Annotated in this window: 4 protein-coding genes; 2 read left to right on the forward strand and 2 right to left on the reverse strand. The window is 75.8% G+C overall.

Features of this window, described 5'->3' with window-relative positions; all coding sequences use genetic code 11:
• Window positions 1-15: 15 nt before the first annotated feature.
• On the forward strand, window positions 16-9,666 hold the full coding sequence (locus tag AB0J97_RS30625; protein WP_364094858.1) for an amino acid adenylation domain-containing protein: 9,651 nt from the start codon (window positions 16-18) through the stop codon (window positions 9,664-9,666).
• A 7-nt stretch (window positions 9,667-9,673) separates the two neighbouring features.
• Here the strand turns inward: AB0J97_RS30625 and AB0J97_RS30630 are convergent, their stop codons facing one another.
• On the reverse strand, window positions 9,674-10,843 hold the full coding sequence (locus tag AB0J97_RS30630; protein WP_364094861.1) for an MAB_1171c family putative transporter: 1,170 nt from the start codon (window positions 10,841-10,843) through the stop codon (window positions 9,674-9,676).
• Window positions 10,836-11,378, reverse strand: a complete 543-nt coding sequence (locus AB0J97_RS30635; RefSeq protein WP_357701530.1) for a hypothetical protein — start codon at window positions 11,376-11,378, stop codon at window positions 10,836-10,838. Before AB0J97_RS30635 ends, AB0J97_RS30630 begins: the two co-directional genes overlap by 8 nt.
• Before the next feature lie 331 nt (window positions 11,379-11,709).
• Between AB0J97_RS30635 and AB0J97_RS30640 the strand changes: the two genes are divergently transcribed.
• Window positions 11,710-24,090, forward strand: a complete 12,381-nt coding sequence (locus AB0J97_RS30640; RefSeq protein ID WP_364094866.1) for an amino acid adenylation domain-containing protein — start codon at window positions 11,710-11,712, stop codon at window positions 24,088-24,090.

A 24,090-nucleotide genomic window follows, 5' to 3' on the forward strand; every position in this document is an offset into this window, starting at 1 on the left:
TAGGAGCACCGGGTGATGGACAACTCGACACGTGACGTCCTCGATCTGTTCGCCGAGCGGGTCCGGCTGGCCCCCGGCGCGACCGCCGTGTCCTCGGCCGCGGGCTCGCTGGCCTACCGGGAGCTCGACGCGCGCGCGAACGGGTTCGCCCATCGCCTGCGCGGGCTCGGGGCGGGCCCGGACACGCTCGTCGCCGTCTACGCCGAGCGCGGCCTCGACCTCGTCGTGGCGCTGCTCGGCGTGCTCAAGGCGGGCGCCGCGTACCTGCCGCTGGATCCCGGCGTGCCGGCGAGCCGCCTGGCCGTCGTGATCGACGACGCGGGCGCGCCCGTCGTCGTCACCCAGCGGGCGCTGCGCGGGCGCCTGCCCGTGACGGCGGCGCGGGTGCTGTGCGTGGACGACGATCCCGCGCCGCTCGCCGACGCGCCGCCCGCTCCCCCGGGCCGTCCGGCGGACCTGGCGTACGCGATCTACACCTCCGGTTCCACCGGCCGTCCCAAGGGGGTGCTCGTCGAACGCCGGCAGCTCGCCGCCTACCTGGCCTGCTGCCTGCGGGACTACCCGGGCCTGGCGGGCACGGCGCTGCTGCACTCGTCGATCTCGTTCGACCTGTCGGTGACCACGCTGTGGGGGCCGCTCGTCGCGGGCGGGCGCGTCCACGCGGGGACGCTCGACGAGCCGGGCGGCGTCCGGCCGTCCTTCCTGAAGATCACCCCGAGCCACCTGCCGCTGCTGGAGGACGGGTCCCCGGACGCCGCTCCGGAGCGCGGCGAGCTGGTGATCGGCGGCGAGGCGCTGCACGGCGACGCGCTCGGCCGGTGGCGCGCGGACCGTCCCGGCGTGACGGTGGTCAACGAGTACGGCCCCACGGAGACGACGGTCGGCTGCGTGGCCTTCCGCCTCGAACCCGGCGACCGCACGCCCGGCGGCGCGGTGCCGATCGGCCGGCCGATGTCCGGGTCGCGGGCCTACGTCCTCGACGCCCGGCTGCGGCCCGTCCCGCCGGGTGAGCGGGGCGAGTTGTACGTCGCGGGCTCCGGGGTGGCCCGCGGGTACCGGGGCCGTCCCGGCGGCACCGCCGAACGGTTCGTCGCCGACCCGTACGGGACGGACGGCGAACGCATGTACCGCACCGGGGACGTGGTCCGCCTCCTGCCTGACGGGGAGCTCGAATACCTCGGCCGCGCGGACGACCAGGTCAAGGTGGGCGGGCACCGGATCGAGCCCGGCGAGATCGAGGCCGCCCTGACCCGGCATCCGCGGGTGGCCGCCGCCGCGGTCGTCGCCGACGGCGACCGCCTGGTGGCCCATGTCGTCCCCGTCACCCGGCCCGTCCCCCAGCCCGCCACCACCTCCGAGGCCCCCACGGCCGCGCCCGCCGAAGCACCCTCGGGCGGTGCGTCCCTTGAGGGGGCGGCTGGGCCGTCGCCTGAGCAGTTGCGGGCCTTCCTCGCGCGGGACCTGCCCGAGTACCTGATCCCCTCGGTGTTCCAGCACCTCGACCGGCTCCCCCTCGCCGCCAGCGGCAAGGTGGACCGCGCCGCCCTGCCCGCCACGGGCCCCCAGGGCGCCACCGGCTACACGCCTCCCGGCGGTCACGAGGAACGGGTGATCGCCGAGTTGTGGGCCGAGGTGCTGGGCCTGGACCGGGTGGGCGTGACCGACGACTTCTTCGCCATCGGCGGCAACTCCCTGCTGGCCTTCCGCGTGGTGCCGCGCATCCGTGCCGCGCTCGGCACGAGCCTGTCCCCCCGGGCGATCTTCCGCGAACGCACGGTGGCCGCCCTGGCCGCCTCCCTGAAACCGGCCGAGAACCCCGCCGAGTACGGCGACGAGAACCGTGCCGGGAATCGGGACGGGGTTCCGGGCGGGGTTCGGGGCGGGGTTCGCGCCGCGAGCCGCGACGAGGCGGGCGACGCGGGCGCGGACGTCGTCACCCCGCTCCCGCCGGGACGCGACGCGCCGCTCTCCTACGCCCAGCGGCGTTTCTGGTTCTTCCACGCGCACGACCCCGGCGGCACCGAGTACAACGTCCGGTTCGGCTACCGGCTGAGCGGGCCGTTCGACCCCGAGGCGCTGCGCACCGCGCTCGGCGAGCTCATCGCCCGGCACGAGCCCTTGCGCACGACGATCGAGCACGGCGACGCCGACCCCGCGCGGGCCGAACCCGTGCAGAAGGTGCATGCGGCCGTCGAGGTGCCGCTGACCGTCACCGACGTCGCCGGCCTCCCCGGCGAGGAGCTGGACCGCATGGTGCGGCACGAGGTGACCCGGCCGTTCGACCTGGCCCGCGGCCCCGTGCTGCGCCTGGCCGTGCTGCGCCTGGCCGCCGAGGACCACCTGCTGGTGCTGAGCCTGCACCACTCGGTGATCGACGCCGTGTCCATGCGCATCCTGGCCGACGAACTGGGCCTGCTCTACGACGCCGCCCGCCACGGCCACCGGGCCCCCCTCGCGCCGCTGCCCGTCCGGTACGCCGACTACGCCGCCTGGCAGCGCGACCGCTGGACCGACGACAGCCTGGCGGACCAGCTCGACCACTGGCGTGGCCGGCTCGACGGGATCACCCCGCTCGACCTGCCCGCCGACCGGCCACGCCCGGCCGTACGCAGCTCGGCGGGGGCCGCGCACCGCTTCACCGTCCCCGCGGAGCTGGCCTCCACGCTCGGGGACCTCGCCGCCCGCGCCGGGGCGACGCCGTTCATGGTGCTGGTCGCGGCGTGCCAGGTGCTCCTGTCCAGGTACGCCGGCCAGCGGGACGTCTCGGTCGGCACCCCCGTCTCCGGACGCGACCTGCCCGAGCTCGAACCGCTCATCGGCTGCTTCGTCAACACCCTGGTGCTGCGCTCCACCGTGGACGAGCGCGCCACGTTCGCCGAGTTCCTGGGCGCGGTACGGGAGACCGTGCTGAACGCGTTCGCCAACCGGGACGTGCCCTTCGACCGGCTGGTGCGCGAGCTGGACGCCGAGCGCGATCCCAGCAGGACGCCCCTGGTGCAGGCCATGGTGGCGTTGCAGAACGCGCCGCCGAAGACGCCGCGCTTCGCCGGGGCGCGTACCGAGCCGTACCGGCTGCCGCACGTGTCCTCGATCTTCGACGTCACGCTGGAGTTCGTCGAGCGCGAGGACGGCGGCGCGCTCGACGCGATGATCGAGTACAGCACGGACCTGTTCGAGGCCGCGACGGCCGAGCGGATGGCCGCGCACCTGATCGCGCTGCTGGAAGCCGTGACCGCGGCCCCCGACCATCCCCTGGCCCGCCTCCCCCTGCCCCCCACCCCGCAGCCCGCCCCCGCGCCTGCCGACGCCCCCCTGTCCGATGCCACCCTGACCGGACCCACGCTGACCGGTCCCGCCGCTCCCGCCGCCGGTGGCCGCGGCGAGCAGGCCGGGCGGCCGGTGCATGTGCAGGTGAGTGAATGGGCGCGGGTCGCGCCCGACGCCGTCGCGCTGGAGTGGGACGGCGGCACCCGCACCTACGCCGACCTCGACCGGCGCGCCGACCGGCTGGCGCACCGGCTGCGCGGCCTCGGCGTGGGCCGGGGCGTGCCCGTGGTGGTGTGCATGGAACGCGGCCCGGACATGGTGACCGCCGCCCTCGGCGTGCTCAAGGCGGGCGGCGCGTACGTGCCGCTCGACCCCGGCATCCCGGCCGAGCGGCTGGCGTACGTGATGGCCGACACCGGCGCGCCGATCCTGCTGGCCGACGAGGACCACGAGGGGCTGCCCGTCGTACGCCCCCGCGACACGGAGACGGGCGACGACCACGAGGGGCCCGACGCGGAGACGGGCGACGGCCACCCCGGACCCGGGCCCGGTCGCGGGACGGAGCCGGGCGACCTGGCGTACATCATCTACACCTCCGGCTCCACCGGCCGTCCCAAGGGCGTCATGATCGAGCACCGCGGCCTGGCCGACCTGTGCGCCTGGCACGTGGCGGCGTTCGGGGTGGTGCCCCGGGACCGGGCGTCCCAGGTGGCCTCGCTCGGGTTCGACGCCGCCGTGTGGGAGGTCTGGCCCTACCTGTGCGCGGGGGCCCGCGTCGCCTTCCCCGGTCAGGACGCGCTGGACGACCCGGACGAGCTGGTGGCCTGGTTCACCGCCATGGGCACCACGATCTGCTTCCTGCCGACGCCCCGGCTGGAGACCGTGCTCGACCTGCCCGCGATCGACGGGACGGCGCTGCGTACCGTCCTGACGGGCGGCGACGTGCTGCGCCGCAGGCCGCGGCCCGGCGTCCCGTTCCGGCTGGTCAACAACTACGGGCCCACCGAGGCCACCGTCGTGGCCACCGCCGGGGACGTGAGCCGGGAGGGCGACGGGCTGCCGCCGATCGGCCGCCCGCTGACCGGCAGCGCCGGGTACGTCCTGGACGCCTACGCCAACCCGGTCCCGGAGGGCGTGCCCGGCGAGCTGTACCTGTCCGGGCCCGGCCTGGCCAGGGGCTACCTGAACCGGCCCGGTCTCACCGCCGAGCGCTTCGTCGCCGACCCGTTCGGCCCGCCGGGCGGACGGATGTACCGGACCGGGGACCTGGTCCGCCGGCTGCCCGGCGGCGAGCTGGAGTACCTGGGGCGCGGCGACGACCAGGTGAAGATCCGCGGCTTCCGGGTGGAGCCGGGCGAGATCGAGGCCGCCCTCCAGCGCCACCCCTCGGTGGGCGGCGCGGTCGTGCTGGCCTCCTCTGGACGCGACCGCCTCAACGGGTACGTCACCCCGGCGGGCGACGCCGAGCCCGACCCCGCCGCGCTGCGCGCCTTCCTCGCCGGGTCGCTGCCCGACCACATGATCCCCGCCGTGATCATGGTGCTGCCCGCGTTCCCGCTGACCGAGCGGGGCAAGGTGGACCGGGCGGCGCTGCCCGAGCCCGGCGCGCGGGCGGGGGCGGCGGCTTACGTCGCGCCCTCGGGGCCCGTGCAGCGGGAGCTGGCCGCGATCTGGGGCGAGGTGCTGGGCGTCGAGCGCGTGGGGGCCGAGGACTCCTTCTTCACGCTGGGCGGCGACTCGATCCTGGCCATCCAGGTCGTGTCCAGGGCGCAGCGCGCCGGGCTGCGGCTCACCGCGCGCGACCTGTTCCGGCGGCAGACCGTGGCGGCCCTGGCGCCGTACGTGCGGCGGGCCGGGCAGCCCGCGAACGCCACCGCCGGGGATGCCGCCGACGGCGGGCCCGCCCCGCTGACGCCGATCCAGCGTTTCCTGTTCGACCGGTTCACCGTGCCGGGGACGTTCCACCAGTACGTGGAGGCCGAACTGGCGGCGGACGTGGACGTGCGGGCGCTGGGCGTGGCGGTGTCCGCCCTGGTCGCCCGGCACGCCGCGCTGCGGACCCGATTCACCCGGCACGACGGCGGACGATCCCAGCAGGTCACCTCACCACCGGCCGGGAACGTCCTGCGCCACGTCCGTCTCGACGGCGACGCACCGGGCGTGATCGCGCGCGAGAGCGAGGCCGTGCAGCGTGGCATCGACGCCGAGCGCGGGCCCGTGTTCGCGGCGGTGTCGTTCACCGGCTCCGGCGCGCCGCGGCTGCTGCTCACCGCGCACCACCTCGTCGTGGACGGCGTGTCCTGGCGGGTGCTGCTCCAGGACCTGCACACCGCCTACGGGCAGGCCGTCCGCGGCGAGCCCGTCGACCTGGGCGCGGAGACCGCCTCCTTCGTGAGCTGGTCCCGCACTCTGGCCGCCCACGCCGCCTCCGGCGCCTTCGACGGCGAACTCCCCCACTGGACCCGGGCGACCGGCGCCCCGGGCAGGGCGGACGTCCCGCTGGACCGCGAGGGGCCCAACCTCGTGGCGTCGGGACGGCGTACGACGGTGTCGCTGGACGAGGAGACCACCCGCGCCCTGCTGCGCGACGTCCCGGGCGTCTACCGTACGGAGGTCAACGAGGTGCTGCTGGCCGCGCTGGCCCGCACCCTGGGCGACTGGACCGGGCGTACGGACCTGCTGCTGGCCACCGAGGGCCACGGCCGGGAGGAGATCTTCCCCGGCACCGACCTGTCCCGCACGGTCGGCTGGTTCACCACCTACTTCCCGCTGGCCCTGAGCCTGCCCGACGAAGACGGCTGGGGCGAGCTGCTGAAGAGCGTCAAGGAGCAGGTCAGGGCCGTCCCGGGGCGCGGCTTCGGGTACGGCGTCCTGCGTCACCTGCGCGGCACCGCGCCCGACTGCCACCCCGGTGTCTGCTTCAACTACCTCGGCCGGTTCGACCCGCCTCTGGGCGACCTCTACCGGGACGTCGCGCCCATCGGCCTGTTCCAGGACCCCGGCGACGTCCGGCCGCACCTGCTGGACGTCGTCGCCGCGGTGCGCGCCGGCCGGCTGGAGGTGACCTGGGAGTACTCGGCCGACCTGCACGACGAGGCCACCGTCGCCCGGCTCGCGGACGGGTTCGCCGCGAACGTGACCCGGCTGGTACGCCACTGCGCCGAACCGGGCGCGGGCGGGCGCACCCCGTCGGACTACCCGCTGGCAGGGCTGGACCAGGCGAGCCTGGACCGGCTGCTCGGCGACGGACGCGACGCGGCCGACATCGCCGACGTCTACCCGCTCACCCCTGGCCAGGCCGGCATGCTCTACGAGTGCCTGGCGGCCGGCGACGACCTGTACGTGGCCCAGTTCGGGATGCTGCTCGACGGCGTCACCGACCCCGGGACGCTGGCGCGGGCGTGGCAGTCGGTCGTGGACCGGACGCCCGTGCTGCGCACGTCCCTGGCCTGGGAGGGCCTGGACCATCCTGTGCAGATCGTGCACGGGCGGGCCCGCCTGCCGGTCGTCCGGCACGACTGGCGCCGCCTGCCCGAGGACGAGCGGCGGGCCGCGCTGGCCGCCCTCCTCGCCGCGGACCGGGCCGAGGGCCTGGACCTGACGGCCGCGCCGCCGTCCAGGCTGGCGGTCATCCGGCTGGACGACGACACCGTGCGCGTCGTGTGGACCCTGCACCACATCCTGCTGGACGGCTGGAGCGTGCACCGGCTGCTGCGCGACGTGCTGGCCGCGTGCGCCCGGCTCACCGGAGAGGGCGACGGCGGCCCGCCCGAGCCGCGCCGCCCCTTCCGCGACTACGTGGAATGGCTGGCCGGCCGCGACCTCGCCGCGGACGAGACCTACTGGCGGGAGGCGCTGGCCGGGCTCACCGCCCCGACGCCGCTCCCCTACGACCGGCCGCCCGGCAGGCGACACCGGCCCAAGGCGGCCGGACGGGTCCGCGCCGCCCTGCCGCCCGACCTGACCCGGCGGCTGGCCGACCGGGCCGCGGCGGCCGGCCTGACGCTCAACACCGTGGTCCAGGGCGCGTGGTCGATCCTGCTGTCCCGGCACAGCGGCGAGCCGCGGGTGTGCTTCGGCGCCACGGTGTCGGGCCGCCCCGAGGAGCTGGACGGCGCCGAATCCATGATCGGCATCTTCATCCAGACGCTGCCCGTCCACGTCCACGTGGACGGCGCCCGCCCGCTGCTGCCCTGGCTGCGCGAGCTCCAGGAGTCGCAGGCGGGGGCACGGGAGCACGAGGCGGCCTCGCTCACCCGGATCCGAGCGTGGAGCGACGTGCCGCCGGGGACGGCGCTGTTCGACAGCATCGTGGTCTTCGAGAACTACCCGATCGACTACTCCGCCTCCGGCCCGCGCCTGCGGGACGTGGACGCCGCCGAGGCGAACGGCTACCCGCTCGGCCTCGTCGTCTACCCGGGCGAGGAGCTGTCGTTCGTCCTGCTGCACGACGAGGAGCTGTTCGACGCCGCGACCGTGCGGCGGCTCGGTGAGGGCCTGTCGGCGCTGCTCGGGCAGCTCGCCGCGGACCCCGGCGGGACCGTGGGGTCCCTGAGCGCGGTGAGCGCGCGGGAGCGGCGGCTGACGCTGACGGAGTGGAACGACACCGCGCGCGACCACCCGCGCCGGACGGTCCATGAGCTGTTCGCCGAGCGGGCACGGGAGACGCCCGGCGCGGTGGCGGTGCGCGGCGACGGCGCGGAGCTGACGTACGGCGAGCTCGACCGCCGTTCCGGGGAGCTGGCGGAGGTGCTGGCCGGGCTGGGCGTGCGCGCCGAGTCCAGGGTGGCGGTGTTGCAGGGACGCTCGCCGGACGCGCTGGTGTCGATGCTGGCCGTGCTCAGGGCGGGCGGCGCGTACGTGCCGCTGCACCCGGACTTCCCGGCCGAACGCATGCGGTGGATCCTGCGGGACACGGGCGCGGTCGCGGTGCTGACCGACCGATCGCTGGCCGGGCGCGCCGCCGACCTGGGCCTGCCCGCCGTCGAGGTGGACGGCGACCTGCCCGCGCCCGGCCCCCTTTCCACCCCCCTGCCCGCCCCCCTGCCCGGGTCGCTGGCGTACGTGATGTACACCTCGGGCTCGACCGGGTTGCCCAAGGGCGTCGCGGTCACCCACGAGAACGTGGTGAGCCTGGCCATGGACCACCGCTGGCGCGGCGGCGGCCACGACCGGGTGTTGTTCCACTCGCCGCACGCCTTCGACGCGGCCACGTACGAGATGTGGGTGCCGCTGCTGGCGGGCGGCGAGGTGGTGGTCGCGCCCGGCGACCTGGACGCGCGGCGGCTGCGGGCGCTGGCGGCCGAGCACGGCGTCACGGGGATGTTCCTCACGGCGGCCCTGTTCAACCTGTTCGCCGAGGAGCTGCCCGAGTGTTTCGCCGGGCTGCGCGAGGTGTGGACGGGGGGCGAGGCGGCCTCGCCGCAGGCGCTCGCGCGGGTGATCGACCGCTGCCCCGGGACCACGTTCCACAACGGGTACGGGCCCACCGAGACCACCACGTTCGTCACGACCCGGGAGATGACCCCCGAGATCGTACAGGCGGGACGGGCGCCGATCGGCCGTCCCATGGACAACACCCGCGCCTACGTCCTGGACGCCTCCCTGGCGCCCGTGCCCGTCGGCGCGCCGGGCGAGCTGTACCTGGCGGGCGCCTGCCTGGCCAGGGGCTATCTCGGCAGGCCGGCGCTGACCGCCGAACGCTTCGTGGCCGACCCGTTCGGCGGCGGCGGGCGGCTCTACCGCACCGGGGACCGGGTCCGCTGGACGCCCGAAGGCGATCTGGAGTTCCTCGGCCGGGTGGACGGCCAGGTGAAGATCCGGGGCTTCCGGATCGAGACGGGCGAGGTGGAGGCCGCGCTCCTGGCGCATCCCGGGATCGCCGAGGCCGTCGCCATGGCCAGGCAGGACGCCGCCGGACGCCGGACGCTGGCGGCGTACGTGGTGCCGGCGGCCGGCGGGCCCGCGCCCTCGCACGAGGAGCTGGCCGCGAGCCTGGGCGCGCGGCTGCCCGCGTACATGGTGCCCGCGGCGTTCGTGTCCCTGGACCGGCTGCCGCTGAACGCCAACGGCAAGGTGGACCGCGCCGCCCTGCCGGAGCCCGCCCCGCCGCGGGAGAAGGCGGAGTCGTACGTCGCGCCGCGCAACCCGACCGAGGAGGCGCTCGGCCGAATCTGGGAGCAGGTGCTCGGCCTGGACCGGGTGGGCGTGCACGACGACTTCTTCGCCCTGGGCGGCGACTCGATCACCAGCCTGCGGGTGACGTCGCGGGTGGGACCGGCCTTCGGCGTCGAGCTGTCGCCGCGCGACCTCTTCCTGACGCCGACCGTCGCCGCGTTGTCGGAGGTGGTGCAGGACAGGATCCTGGACTCCCTGGAGGAGGCGGTCCACCGGTCGTGACGGCGGCTCAGCGCGCGCCCAGCCGCCGGTAGGCGCGCGAGACGAGGCCGAGGAAGGCGGCGTCGCTGCTCAGGTCGACGCCGCCGGGCACGGCCGCCGGTTGGGCGCCGCCGTCGGGCGGCCGGCCCCGGGCACGGGCGCGGATGGCCGCGTCCACCGAGGCGGCCTCGGCGAACGCCTCCAGCCGCTGCCCGCGCAGGCCGGAGCGCACGCCCTCTCGCCGGGCCGCGTCCGTCACGCGCTGGTCCAGGTACGGCTCCAGCGCGATCCGGCCGTCCCGGATCTCCACGAACCGCCGGTACAGCCGCAGGTCCAGGTCGCGGAAGGTGACCAGCTCGGTCAGGAAGGGCGCCGGGGCCAGCAGCGCGATGTCCGGGCTGGCCCGGTAGAGCGCCCGCCACAGCGGACGCAGCCGCAGGTGCAGCCGGAAGTCGCGGAACCAGCGCAGCCGCGCGGGCCACCACGACGGCAGGGCCAGGCCGATCAGCACCGCGAGCACGCCGAGCGGCACCAGCAGCATGTCCAGAGGCGCCCGCAGCAGGTCGGGGTAGTCGGCGCCGATCCGCCGGCAGGCGAAGTAGGCCGCCTTGTGCAGGTGGTAGAGCACGGTCAGGGACGCGCCCACGGCGACCAGACGCAGTCCCGCGCTCACCGCCCGGTTCCCCGTCTGGCGGGCCTCACGCAGGGCGAACCAGGTGACGTGGCACAACACCGGCACGAGGTAGCACAGGAAGATGAGCCAGTATTCGAGCACGCCCGGCGTGTCCCCGTAGCGGACGGCGAAGCGCGGGCTGTTGACCGGCGTACGGGCCAGGGCGAAGGTCAGGCACATGCCGAGCAGCACGAGCGCCGGCCAGGCGGCCTCACCCCACGTACGGCGGCGCGGCTCTTCCGGCGGCCCGCCGACCTGCCGCACGAACGTCCCGACCGACCAGGCGAGGGCCAGCATGAACGCGTGGGACACCAGCCTGGCCAGGTTCGGCACGCCGGTCAGCCGCCAGACGACGTCGTAGGCCCAGGGCGTGTTGACCGTCGTCGAGGCGGCGATCGCGGCCAGGATGACGAACACCGCCCGCCCGGCCGGGTCCCGCACCCAGGAGCGCACGGCGGCCAGCCGGTAGGCCGTCAGCGCGCACGCCAGCACCGCGGGGCCGTTGAGCCGCAGCCACTCACCCACGGCCGAGGCCGGACACCCCGCCGTGGATCGCCTCGGCGGTCCCGGTGAGCGCGGCGTCCACGCGCCGGACGTCCGACGCCCGCGGGTGCGACTCCCGGCAGGCCCGCTGCCAGATGAGCGAGGCGAGCAGCTCTGCCTCCTGCTCCTCCTCCGACCCGTAGATCGAACGCCTGAGCACGCGGCGGACGAGGGCGGGGTTGAGGCTGGGGAACAACACGTGCCGCTGGGCCTTCGGGTCGGCCTCGGGGTAGTGGCCGCAGATCACGTGGCTCAGCTCGTGCAGGATGATGTGGTCCTGGTGCGGCGGCGTCGTGTCGGGCTTGTAGAAGATGAGGTCGGTCGCCTCGGTGGCCAGCCAGGCGCCCAGCATCTCGTCGTCGCCGGGCAGCTCCAGGAGCCGGATGGGACGCCCCCGCTCGGCGGCGACCAGGTCGCAGAGCGTTCTGACGCGATAGGGCCGCGGCATCGGTAATCGGCGGGCGATCTCCGCGCAGCGACGCCGCATGAGCCTGAACTTCTTGCCGGCGGGAGTCATACCTCTCCAGGGCTAACAATTCAGCATCGACATCCGATCACGATCGTGTCGCATCCGCTTCGACCATGACAACGTCGTGCTTGCTCTGCCCCTTGGGCCGCCGGCTTAACCACCTCCGCGCCCGCTGCCCGTACCTGCCTCCGACCTGGTTCTTTAGCCGTCGGTTCAATGCTCTGGAGCGGCCGGGCGGCCGTTGACACCATCAGGAGGAGGCGGCGGGCGGCCTCGGACGACGCCCGCGAGGTCCGGGCCGCGCGCTTACCGCAGTTCATCGAAACGTCATCCAGGCGCGGGCGGCCGACCGTCAACCGGAGGGCTTGGAGACACCCCGATGCATATCTCTTCCCAGCGGGACGAGCGGATCGCGGCACTGCCGGAACACCTCCGTGACCAGATGCTGCGGAGACTGTCCGGCCGGTCGGCCGCCGACCCGATCCCGCGTACGGACACCACCGGCCCGGTCCCGCTCTCCCCCGCCCAGGAGCGGCTCTGGTTCATGTACGAGCTGGACCCGGACGCCGTGGACTACCTGGTGCCGCTGGCCGTCCGACTGAGGGGCGACCTGGACGTGCCCGCGCTGCGGACCGCGCTCACCCGGGTGGTGGCCCGGCACGAGACCCTGCGCACGACGTTCGGCTCCCTGGACGGGCGCGGCACGCAGCGGGTCATGCCGGCCGCCGAGGTGCCGCTGCCGCTGACGGACCTGTCGGAGCGTCCCGGCGAGCTGGACCGCCTGCTGGAGGAGGAGGCCCGCCGGCCCGTGGACCTGCGGGTGGGGCCGGTGTTCCGGGCCCGGCTGATCCGGCTCGGCGCGCGCGAGCACGTGCTGACCGCCCACGCCCACCACATCGTCACCGACGGCTGGTCCTCGCGGGTGCTGCTCGACGACCTGGCCGCCCTGTACGCCGAGGCCGCCGGCGGCCCGCCCGCCGCCCTGCCGCCGCTGCCGGTGAGCTACGCCGACGTCAGCGCCTGGCAGCGGGAGCGGGCCTCGGGGCCGCAGGCCGGGGAGCAGCTCGCGTACTGGCGGCGCCGGCTGGACCGGCTGGCCCCCATGGACCTGCCGACGGACCGGCCGCGCCCGCCGGTCAGGAGCTCCGCGGGGGCGGCGTGCGGGTTCGAGGTGCCCGCGGACGTCACCGGGCGGCTGCGGGAGATCGGTGAGCGGGCCGGCGCCACGCTCTTCATGACGCTGGTCGCCGCGGTGCACACGCTGCTGGCCCGCTACACCGGCCGTCCGGACGTGGCCGTGGCCACCGTCGTCTCCGGCCGGGACCGGGTCGAGACGGAGAACCTGGTCGGCTTCTTCGTCAACACGCTGGTGCTGCGCGGCGAGGTGGACGAGTCGCGCCCGTTCGAGGAGCTGCTGGGCCGTACGCGCACGACGGTGCTGGACGCGTTCGCCCACGACCGGGTGCCGTTCCAGCGGCTGGTGGAGGCGCTGCGCCCGGAACGCGACCCGAGCCGCCCGCCGCTGACGGAGGTGGCGGTCAACCTGCGCAACCTGCCGCCCGGCACGGCCGCCTTCCCCGGCCTGCGGGTCACCGAGCTGCCGCCGCCCGTGCTGGCCGCGAGCATGGACCTGTCGTTCGACTTCACCGAACGGGACGGCGCCCTGGCCGGGAGCCTGGCCTACAACACGAGCCTGTACGGCCCGGACACCGCCGAGCGGATGACTGCCCACCTGGTGCGCCTGCTCGCCGGGATCGCGGCGGCGCCCGGCCGGCCGCTGGCCGGGATCCCGCTGCTCGGCCGGACCGAGCACCGGCTGCTGACCTCGTTGTGGCCCGGGACCGGCGCCGGGCCGGAGACGCTGACGGTGACGCGGCTGTTCGCCGAGCAGGCGGCGGCCCGGCCGGACGCCCAGGCCGTGGTGTGCGGCGGCCGCTCGCTCACCTACGGCGAGCTGGACGAGCGCGCCGACCGGCTGGCCCGGCTGCTGGCCGCCAGGGGCGCGGGGCCGGAGCGGTACGTCGCGGTGGCGCTGCCCCGGTCGATCGACATGGTCGTGGCGGTGCTGGCGGTGCTCAAGGCGGGGGCCGCGTACCTGCCGGTGGACGTGGGGCAGCCGGCCGGCCGGATCGCGGCCATGGTCGGCGACACCCGTCCGGTGCTGGCGGTGGCCACCCGGGAGAGCGCGTCCGCGCTGCCCGCCGGTCTGCCGTTCGTCGGGCCGCACGACCCGGCGCCCGCCGGACCGCCCGGCGGCTCCCCGGCCGCGCGGCCGGAGAACCCCGCGTACGTGATCTACACCTCCGGCTCCACCGGCCGGCCCAAGGCCGTGGTGGTCACGCACGAGGGCGTGCACGACATGGTGCGCGTCCAGCGCGAGCGCATGGACGCCGGGCCGGGCGCGCGGGTGCTCCAGTTCGCCTCGCTCTCCTTCGACGGCGCGTTCTGGGAGCTGGTGCTCGCCCTGCTGTCCGGGGGCACGCTCGTGGTCGCCGCCGACGACGAACGCCCGCCGGGCGCGCCGCTGGCCGGGCTGATCGCCCGCGAGCGGGTCACCCACGTCACGCTGCCGCCCACCGCGCTCGCGACGCTGCCCGAGGACGGCGTCCCGCGCGGCGCGGTCGTGGTGGTGGCGGGCGAGACGTGCCCGCCCGAGCTGGTGCGCGCCTGGTCGCCGGGGCGCCGGGTGTTCAACGGCTACGGGCCCACGGAGACCATGGTCGGCGCCACGCTGAGCGAGCCGCTGACCCCGGCGGACGCCGGCCCGGGGCCGGTCCCCATCGGGCGGCCGTTCCCGAGCATCCGGGCGTACGTGCTGGACGAGCGGCTCAGGCCCGCGCCCATCGGCGTGCCGGGCGAGCTGTACCTGGGCGGCACGCGCCTGGCCAGGGGGTATCTGAACCGGCCCGGCCTGACCGGCGAGCGGTTCGTGGCCGACCCGTACGGGCCGCCGGGCACGCGCATGTACCGCACCGGGGACCGGGCCCGCTGGCTGGCGAACGGCCGGCTGGAGCACGCGGGCCGCACCGACGACCAGGTCAAGCTGCGCGGGTTCCGGATCGAGCCGGGCGAGGTCGAGGCCGCGCTGTCGGAGCAGCCCTGCGTGGTCGCCGCCGCCGCCGCGGTCAAGGAGGACGCGAACGGGACCAGGCGGCTGGTGGGCTACGTCGTACCGGCCGAGGGCGGCGCGGACCCCGCGGAGCTGCGCGAGGCCCTGCGGCGGCGGCTGCCCGAGCACATGGTGCCGACGGCGTTCGTGATCCTGGACGCCCTGCCGCTCACGCACAGCGGCAAGGTGGACCGGCGGGCCCTGCCCGCGCCGACCGGCGCCCGCCACAGCGGCGAGGAGTACGCCGAGCCGCGCACCCCGGCCGAACGTGCGCTCGCCGAGGTGTGGGCGCGGGTCCTGGGCGTCGAGCGCGTGGGCGTGCACGACAACTTCTTCGACCTCGGCGGCGACTCCATCCTCGGGCTCCAGGTCGTCGCCGGGGCGCAGGCGGCGGGGCTGGCGCTGACCCCGCGCCTGATGTTCCTCCGCCAGACCGTCGCCGACCTGGCCGCCGAGCTGCCCGACGCCCCGACGGGCCGGGACACCGGGGACGGCCCGGTGAGTGCCCCGGTGAGTGGCCCGGTGAGTGGCGACGTGCCGCTCACGCCGATCCAGCACTGGTTCCTGGAGAACCTGGCCGGCAGCCTGCCGCGGTTCAACCAGGCGGTCGCGCTGGAACCGCCCGCCGAAGCCGGTGACGACGCCGTCGAGGCGGCGCTGACGGCCCTGGTCGAGCGGCACGACGCGCTGCGCCTGCGGCTGGAGCGGGACGACGCCGGGTGGCGGCAGCACAACGCCGCCGCCGAGCACGGCCGGGTGCTGCGCCGCGTCGATCTGTCCGGCGTCCCCGAGGACGAGCGCGCCGGGTACGCCCACCGCGCGGCCGTGGAGGCGCAGACCTCGTTCGCGCTCGACCGCGGGCCGCTGATCAAGGCCGTGCTGTTCACCGGCGACGGCCCCCGGCGGCTGTTCCTGGCCGCCCACCACCTGGTCGTGGACGGCGTGTCGTGGCGGGTGCTGCTGTCGGACCTGGAGATCGCCTGCCGCCAGGCCGCCGCCGGAGAACCGATCCGGCTGGGCCCGCGTTCCACGTCGTTCCGCGAGTGGGCGCTGCGGCTGGGCGACCACGCGGCGTCCGGCGGCTTCGACCACGAGCTGCCCCACTGGCGGCGGGTACGGGAGCTGGCCTCCGAGGTCCCCCCGCTGCCCGTGGACGACGCCGAGGGCGCGAACGTCGCCGGCGACCTGCGGACGGTGACGGCCACGCTGGACGCCGGCCTCACCCGGCGGCTGCTGCGCGAGGTGCCGGAGGTCTACCGGACGCGCGTCGACGAGGTGCTGCTCGGCGCGCTCGGCCGGGTACTGGCCGGCTGGGCGGGCGGCGCCCGCGTCCTGGTCGAGCTGGAGGGGCACGGCCGCGAGGAGCTGTTCCCCGAGGTGGACCTGTCGCGCACGGTCGGCTGGTTCACCACCGTCTCCCCCCTGGTGCTGGAACTCCCGGACGGCGGCTGGGGCGACCTGCTCCGGTCCGTCAAGGAGCAGGTCAGGGCGGTCCCGCTGCGCGGACTCGGGTACGGCGCGCTGCGCCACCTGTCCCCCGCGGGGGCCGAGCTGCGCGACGACCGGCAGCCCGAGGTCGCCTTCAACTACCTGGGCCGGATGGAGTCGCGCGGCATGCTGCCGACCCCCGAGGGGACCGAGCGCGACCCGCGCCAGGAGCGCGTCCACCTGCTGGAGGTCAACGCGGTGGTGCGCGGGGACCGGCTGGAGATGCGCTGGTCGTACTCGTGCCGGCGGCATCGGGAGGCGACCGTGGCGGCCCTGGCCGAACGGATGACGGCGGCGCTGGCGGAGATCGTCGAGCACTGCGCGGAGCCCGGCGCGGGCGGCTGCACCCCCTCCGACTTCCCGCTCGCCCGGCTCGACCAGGCCGCCGTGGACCGCGTCGCGGGCGACGGCCGCTCGGTCGAGGACGTCTACCCGCTCACGCCGTTGCAGGGCGGCCTGCTCTTCCACTCGCTGGCCGACCCCGCCGCCGACACCTACGCCTCCCACTTCAGTCTCCTGCTCGACGGCGTGGACGACCCGGACCGCCTGGTACGGGCCTGGCAGCAGGTCACCGACGAGATCCCGGCGCTGCGCACGGCGATCGTCTGGCAGGACGTGCCCGAGCCCGTGCAGGTCGTGCGGCGCGGCGTGCGCCTCCCGGTCGAGCTGCACGACTGGCGCGGGCTGCCGGAGTCCGCGCGGCGGGCCGAGACCGAACGGCTGTGGGCGCGCCGCGCCGAACGCCGCCTCGACCTGGCCACCGCGCCGCTGGCGCGGCTGGTCGTCGCCCGCCTGACCGACACCCGGGTACGGGTCTTCTGGACCGCGCACCACCTCATGCTCGACGGCTGGAGCGCGGCGCAGGTGCTGACCCAGGTGTTCGAGCGGTACGCGGGCCGTCCGGCCCCCGTGCGCAGGCCGTACCGGGACTACCTGGAATGGCTCGGGCGGCAGGACGTGGCGGCGGCCGAGGGGCACTGGCGGCGGGAGCTGGCCGGGTTCGCCGCGCCGACACCGATCCCGTACGACCGGCCTCCGGCGCGGGCGCACCGGTCACGCTCCACCGCCGCCGTACGGGTGAGCCTGCCCGCCGACCGCTCCGCCCGCCTGTACGAGCGGGCCAGGAACGCGCGCCTGACGGTGAACACGTTGCTCCAGGGCGCGTGGGCGATCCTGCTGTCGCGCTACGCCGGAGAGCGCGAGGTGTGCTTCGGCGCCACCGTCTCCGGCCGCCCCGCCGGCCTGCGGGACGCCGGGTCGATCGTGGGGCTGTTCATCAACATGCTGCCCGTCCGGGTCGAGGTGGACGGCGAGGCCGAGGTGTTCGGCTGGCTGCGCCGGCTCCAGGACCACCAGGCCGAGTGCCGCCAGTACGACTACCTGTCCCCCGCCCAGGTCCACCGGTGCGGCGAGCTGCCGGGCGGCGTTCCTCTGTTCGACAGCGTGCTGGTGTTCGAGAACTACCCCGAGGGCCGGCGCGACGGGCACGGCGTGCGGGTGCTGGAACACCTCGGCGACGAGCGCAGCAACTACCCGCTCATGATCACCGTGCACGCGGGCGACGAACTGACCATCGCCGCCGACTACGACCCGGCGCTGCTCGACGAGGCCACCGCGGCCCGGCTGCTGGGCCACCTGGAGACCCTGCTCGACGCCCTCGCCGACGGCACCGCCCGGCGGACGGCGGACCTGCCCGTGCTCACCGCCGCCGAACGCGCGCAGCTCGCCGCCTGGAACGACACCGCGGCGCGCTTCCCCGCCGCCCGCCCGGTGCACGAGCTGTTCGCCGAGCAGGCCGCACGCACGCCCGGCGACACCGCCGTGAGCTGCGGCCCCGACAGCCTGACCTTCGCCGAGCTGGACGGGCGGGCCGACCGGCTGGCGCACCTGCTGATCGAGCGCGGCGCGCGGCCGGGCACGCTGGTCGGCGTCTGCGTCGAACGCGGCGTGGACGCCGTCGCCGCGCTGCTCGGCGTGCTGAAGTCGGGGGCGGCGTTCGTGCCGCTCGACCCGGACTACCCGCCTGCCCTGCTGGAATCCATGCTGGCCGACTGCGCCGCCCCGCTCGTGGTCACCCGTACGGCGCTGCTCGACCGGCTGGGCGGGACGGAGGCCGTCCTGCTGGACGATCCCGCCCTCGATCCGGCCCGCGCCCCCGCCCGGCCGCCGCGCGTGGACGTCGGGCCGGACGACCTGGCGTACGTGATCTACACCTCGGGCTCGACGGGACGGCCGAAGGGCGTGATGGTCGAGCACCGCAACGTCCACCACATGACCCACGCCTGGGACGCCCACTACGGCCTGGCCGGGACCCGGCCGCGCTGCCTGGCGGTCTCCAGCCAGTCGGTCGACCTGTTCTTCGGCGACTTCCTGCTGTCGGCGATGTTCGGCGGCGAGATGGTGATCTGCCCGGCCGACCACGTCGGCGACCCCCGCGCCATGGCCGACCTGCTGGTGAGCAGCGGCGCGCACCTCATGGTGACCGTGCCGTCGCTGGCGGCGGCGGTGACCGAGGAGCTGGCGCGCTCGGGCCGGCGGCCGGAGGCGCTGCGGGTGCTGATGGTCGGTTCGGAGGGCTGGCCGGTGGCCGAGGCCGAACGGGTGCTCGCCCGCCTCGGGCCCGGGACGATCGCGGTCAACGCCTACGGCGCGACGGAGACCACCGTGGACTCGACGGTGTTCCAGCTCGGCGCGGCGCCCATGGGGCAGGGGGCGTACGCGCCGATCGGGCGGCCGTTCGCCAACACCCGTGTGCACGTGCTCGACGCCGGGCTGCGTCCGGTGCCCGTGGGGGTGACCGGCGAGATCTGCGTCGCGGGCGACGGGGTCGCGCGCGGTTACTGGGGGCGTCCCGAGCTGACCGCGAGCCGGTTCCTGCGCGACGCCTCCGGGGAGCGGGTTTACCGTACCGGCGACCTGGGCCGCCGCCGGGCCGACGGCGAGCTGGAGATCGTCGGGCGCGCCGACGACCAGATCAAGGTCCGCGGGTTCCGCGTGGAGCTGGGCGAGGTGGAGGCCGCGCTGGCCCGCCATCCCGGGGTGGCCGCCGCCGCGGCGGCCGGGCACCGCGACGAGGCCGGGCGGACGCGGCTGGTCGGCTACGTCGTGCCGGCCGGCGAGGACGTCCCGGGTCCGGCCGAGCTGCGCGCGTTCATGGCCGCGCACGTGCCCGCGCAGGCGGTGCCGTCGGCGTTCACCCGGCTGGACGCCCTGCCGCTGACCGCGGGCGGCACCCTCGACCGGCGGGCGCTGCCCGTGCCCGACGGGCCGCTCGACGCGGCCGTGCCCCGGGTCGCCCCGCGCGATGCCACCGAATCGCTGCTGGCCGGGATCTGGGCCGAGGTGCTGGGGCTGGACGTGGCGGACGTGGGCGTCGAGGACGACTTCTTCGACCTCGGCGGCGACTCCGTCCTCAGCATCCGGGTGATCTCGCGGGTGCGGGCGGCGCTCGGCGCGGCGCCCTCGCCGCGCCAGCTCTTCGACACCCCGACCATCGCCGCCTTCGCCGGCACGCTCACCGCCGCGCCCGTGCCCGACGCCGTCGAGCGGGTCGCGGGCGACGAGGGCCTGCCGCTGTCCTTCGCCCAGCAGCGGTTGTGGTTCCTCAGCGAGTTCGAGCCCGGCGGCTCGGAGTACAACACCGTGTACGGGCTGCGCCTGTCCGGCGAGCTGGACGTGGCGGCGCTGCGTACCGCGCTCGACCGGCTGGTGGAGCGGCACGAGTCGCTGCGCACGGTCTACGGCGACGTGGACGGCCGCGGCACGCAGACGATCCTGCCTCCCGGCCCGGTGCCCCTGCCGGTGACCGACGTGTCCGGCGACGACGATCCCGAACGGGCGATGCGGGAGGCCGTGGAGCGGGCCGCGTCCCGGCCGTTCGACCTGCGGCGCGGGCCCGTGCTGCGGGCCACGCTGGTGCGGCTGGGCGCCGCCGAGCACGCGCTCGCGCTGGTCATGCACCACATCGCGACCGACGGCTGGTCGATGGGCGTGCTCGGCGCCGAGCTGGGCGCCTGCTACGCCGCCGCGCTCCGGGGCGAGCGGGCCGAGCTGCCGCCGCTCCCGCTGCGGTACGCCGACTTCGCCTCCTGGCAGCGCCGGCACCCGTCCGACCCCGCCTACTGGGAACGCCGGCTGGCCGGCCTCACGCCGCTCGCGCTGCCGGTCGACCGGCCCCGCCCGCCGGTACGGGTGGCCGACGGCGCGATGCGCCTGCTCGACGTCGCGCCGGGGACGCTGGACCGGCTCAAGGCGCTGGCCCGCGGGCACGACGCCACGCTGTTCATGGTCCTGACCGCCGTGACGCAGCTCCTGCTGTCCCGGATCTGCGGACAGCGGGACGTCGCCGTCGGCACGGCGACCTCCGGACGCGGCCGGGCCGAGCTGGAGGGGCTGGTCGGGTTCTTCGTCAACACCGTCGTGCTCAGGTCCACCGTCGACGGCTCGTCGTCGTTCGCCGCTTTCCTGGCCGAGGTGCGTTCGACCGTGCTGGAGGCGTTCGAGCACGAGGACGTGCCGTTCGAGCGGCTGGTCGAACTGCTTCGTCCGGAGCGGGACCCGAGCAGGAACCCGCTGGTGGACGTCATGGTGGTGCTGGACAACACGCCGTCGGCCGACCCGGACCTGCCGGGCCTGCGCGCCGCGCCGCTGCCGGCCGTCTCCGGCCAGGTCAGCCACGACCTGACGGTCGACTTCCACGAGCACGGCGGCCGGCTGACGGCGGCCATCGGCTACAGTACCGCGCTGTTCGACCATTCCACCGCCGAACGGCTGGCCGGCCACCTGACGACCCTGCTCGACGCCGTCGCGGCCGACCCCGGCGCCCTCCTGGCCGACCTGCCGATCATGACGGACGCCGAACGGGAGCAGGTCCTGACCGGCTGGAACGGCACGCGCGCCCCGGCGTCGTCCGCGCTGTTCACCGACCTGTTCGCCGAACGGGCCCGCGCCGACGCGGCGCTGCCCGCGCTGTCCTTCCGCGACCGCACGCTCACCTTCGCCGAGCTGGACGCCCGCGCCGACCGCCTGGCACGGCTGCTCCGGGCGCGCGGGGCCCGTCCCGAGACGCTGGTGGGACTGGCCTGCTCGCGCGGCGACCGGACCGTCGTGGCCCTGCTGGCGGTGCTCAAGGCCGGGGCCGCCTTCCTCCCGCTGGATCCCGACCTGCCGGACGAACGGCTGTCGTTCATGCTGGACGACGCCAAGCCGGTGATCGTCCTGACCGACCGGGAGGCGGCGTTCGGCCCGCCCGTGCCCGGCGAGCTGATCATGCTGGACGATCCCGCGCTGCTCGACGGGCAGCCGGACGGCCCGCCGGACTGGCCCGCGCCGCTCCCCGGGCACCCGGCGTACGTGATCTACACCTCCGGCTCGACCGGCCGGCCCAAGGGCGTGGTGCTCGAACACCGCGGGCTGGCCAACCTGTTCCTCGACCACCGGGCCGGCCTCATCCGGCCCGAGGCGGGCGGCGGGCGGCTCAGGGCGGGGCTCACCGCGGCGTTCAGCTTCGACACCTCGCTGGAGGGCGTGCTGTGGCTGGCCGACGGCCACGAGCTGCACGTGATCGACGACCTCACGCGGCGCGACCCGGAGGCGCTGCTGTCCTACATCGACCGGCACCGGATCGACGTGCTGGACCTGACGCCGTCCTACGCCGAGCAGCTCGTGCCGCTCGGCCTGCTCACCGGGGAACGGCACCGGCCGGCGGTGGTCATGCTGGGCGGCGAGGCGGTGGGCGAGGCGCTCTGGCACGACCTGCGCACGGCCCCGGACACCGCCGGCTACAACTACTACGGGCCGACCGAGTGCACCGTGGACACCCTGTACTGCCGCCTGTCCGACAGCGAACGGCCCATCGTGGGCAGGCCGATGCGCAACACCCGGGCGTACGTTCTGGACGGGACGCTGCGGCCGGTCCCCGTGGGCGTGGCCGGGGAGCTGTACCTCGCCGGTGACCAGCTCGGCCGCGGATATCTCGGCCGGCCCGCGCTCACCGCCGAACGGTTCGTCGCCGGGCCGTTCGAGGAGGCGGGCGGGCGCATGTACCGCACCGGGGACCTGGCGCGGTGGCGTCCCGACGGCACGCTGGAGTACCTCGGCCGGACCGACGACCAGGTGAAGGTGCGCGGGTTCCGGATCGAGCCCGGCGAGATCGAGGCGGTGCTCGGCGAGCACCCGCGGGTGGCGCGGGCGACCGTCGTGGTGCTCGGGGACGGACAGGGCGTGCCGCGGATCGCCGCGTACGTCGTGCCGGTGGCCGGGGCCGCGCCGGAGACCGCCGCGCTGCGCGAGTTCGCCCGCGGGCGGCTGCCCGGCTACATGGTGCCGCACTTCTTCGTGACACTGGACGAGCTGCCGCTGACCAGCAGCGGCAAGGTGGACCGGCGCGCCCTGCCGCACCCGTCCGCCACGGACGCGGGCACGGCGGCGGACGAGCGGATCGCGCCGCGCGACGGCGTGGAGTCGGCGCTGGTGGAGGTGTGGGCGGAGGTCCTGGGCGTCGAGCCCGGGGCGTTCGGGGTCGAGGACAACTTCTTCGACCTGGGCGGCGACTCCATCCTCAGCATGCAGATGGTCGCCAGGGCCCGGCGCGCCGGGATCGGCGTCACCACCAAGGACCTCTTCCTGCACCAGACGATCGCCGAGCTGGCCCCGGTGGCTCGCGCCGCCCCGGCCTCCACGGGCGCCGGGGCCGGCGGCGCTCTCGGGGCGGGCGAGGTCACCGGCGGGCCGGTGCCGTTGACGCCGGTGCAGCGGGCCTTCCTGGCCGGTCACCGGGTCGCCCCGCACCACTACAACCAGTCCATGCTGGCCGAGCTGACCGGCCCGGTGGACGAGGAGGTCCTGCGGGCCGCGCTCGCCGCGCTGGCGCGGCGGCACGACGCGCTGCGGTCCCGCTTCGAACGGGACGGCGACCAATGGCGGCAGCACATCGCCCCCGCCGACGACGCGCGGCTGCCGCTGGCCCGGCACGACCTGACGCACCTGGACACGGACACCGACCTGCGAGGGGCCATGGATGAACGGGCCGTCGCCGCGGACGCCGGGTTCGACCTCGCCCGTGGCCCCCTGTGCCGGGCCCTGCTGTTCGACACCGGCCCCGGCCGCCGGCCGTGGTTGTACCTCACCGCCCACCACCTGGTCGTGGACGCCGTCTCCTGGCGCGTCCTGACCGAGGACCTGGAGACCGCGTACCGGCAGGCGGCCGACGGCGAGCCGATCGACCTCGGCCCCGCCTCTTCGCCGTTCGGCACGTGGGCGACCAGGCTGGCCGGGTACGCCGCGGGCGACGGACCGGGCCGGGAGGCCGCGTACTGGACCGGGCTGCCGGATCCGCCGCCGCTGCCCGTGGACCACGACGGCGACAACCTGGTCGGCTCGGTCGCCGTCGTGCCCGGCGCGCTGTCGGAGGAGGAGACCCGCGCGCTGGTCCGCGCCGCCCCCGCCGCCTTCCGCGTACGGCTCCACGAGCTGCTGGTCGCCGCCCTGGCCTGGACCCTCAGCCGGTGGAGCGGCGACGAGCGGGTGGTGATCGACATGGAGGGGCACGGCCGCGAGCACCTGTTCGACGACCTCGACCTGAGCAGGACCGTCGGCTGGTTCACCACGGAGTACCCGGCGGCCCTCACGCTGCCCGGCGGCGACGACTGGGTGAAGATCGTCCGGTCGGTGCGCGAGCAGCTTCGCGCGATCCCCGGCAACGGGCTCGGCTACGGCCTGCTGCGCCATCTCGGCCCGCCGGGATCGGCCGGGGCGGAGCTGGCGTCGCGGCCCGTCCCGCAGGTGGCCTTCAACTACCACGGGCAGGCGGACGCGCCCGGCGGCCACAGTGACGGCCACAGTGACGGCCACAGTGGCGGCCTCCTTCGCGCCTTCCACGACCCGATCGGCCGCGAGCAGAGCCCGCTGGAGCGGGCCGATCACCTGCTGGAGGTCGTGGGCGCGATCCGGGACGGCCGGTTGTCCTTCGACTGGTACCACTCGCGGAACGTGCACGACCAGGCCACGGTGGACCGGCTCATGGCGGACTTCCTGGCCTGCCTGCGCTCGCTGGCCCGCCACCCGGGCCCCCGCCACGCCACCGGCTCCCGCTCCGGCTTCGCTCCCGGCCCCGACTCCCGCTCCGGCCCCGGCTCCGGCCCCAGCTCCGGTGGGGTGGGCTGA

Source organism: Nonomuraea sp. NPDC049607 (genome assembly GCF_040675375.1).
In the GTDB taxonomy this organism is placed as follows: domain Bacteria; phylum Actinomycetota; class Actinomycetes; order Streptosporangiales; family Streptosporangiaceae; genus Nonomuraea.

Coding starts and splice junctions, on each gene's coding strand:
- AB0J97_RS30625 (WP_364094858.1), top strand. CDS start 16: ATGGACAACTCGACACGTGACGTCCTCGATCTGTTCGCCGAGCGGGTC.
- AB0J97_RS30635 (WP_357701530.1), bottom strand. CDS start 11,378: ATGACTCCCGCCGGCAAGAAGTTCAGGCTCATGCGGCGTCGCTGCGCG.
- AB0J97_RS30640 (WP_364094866.1), top strand. CDS start 11,710: ATGCATATCTCTTCCCAGCGGGACGAGCGGATCGCGGCACTGCCGGAA.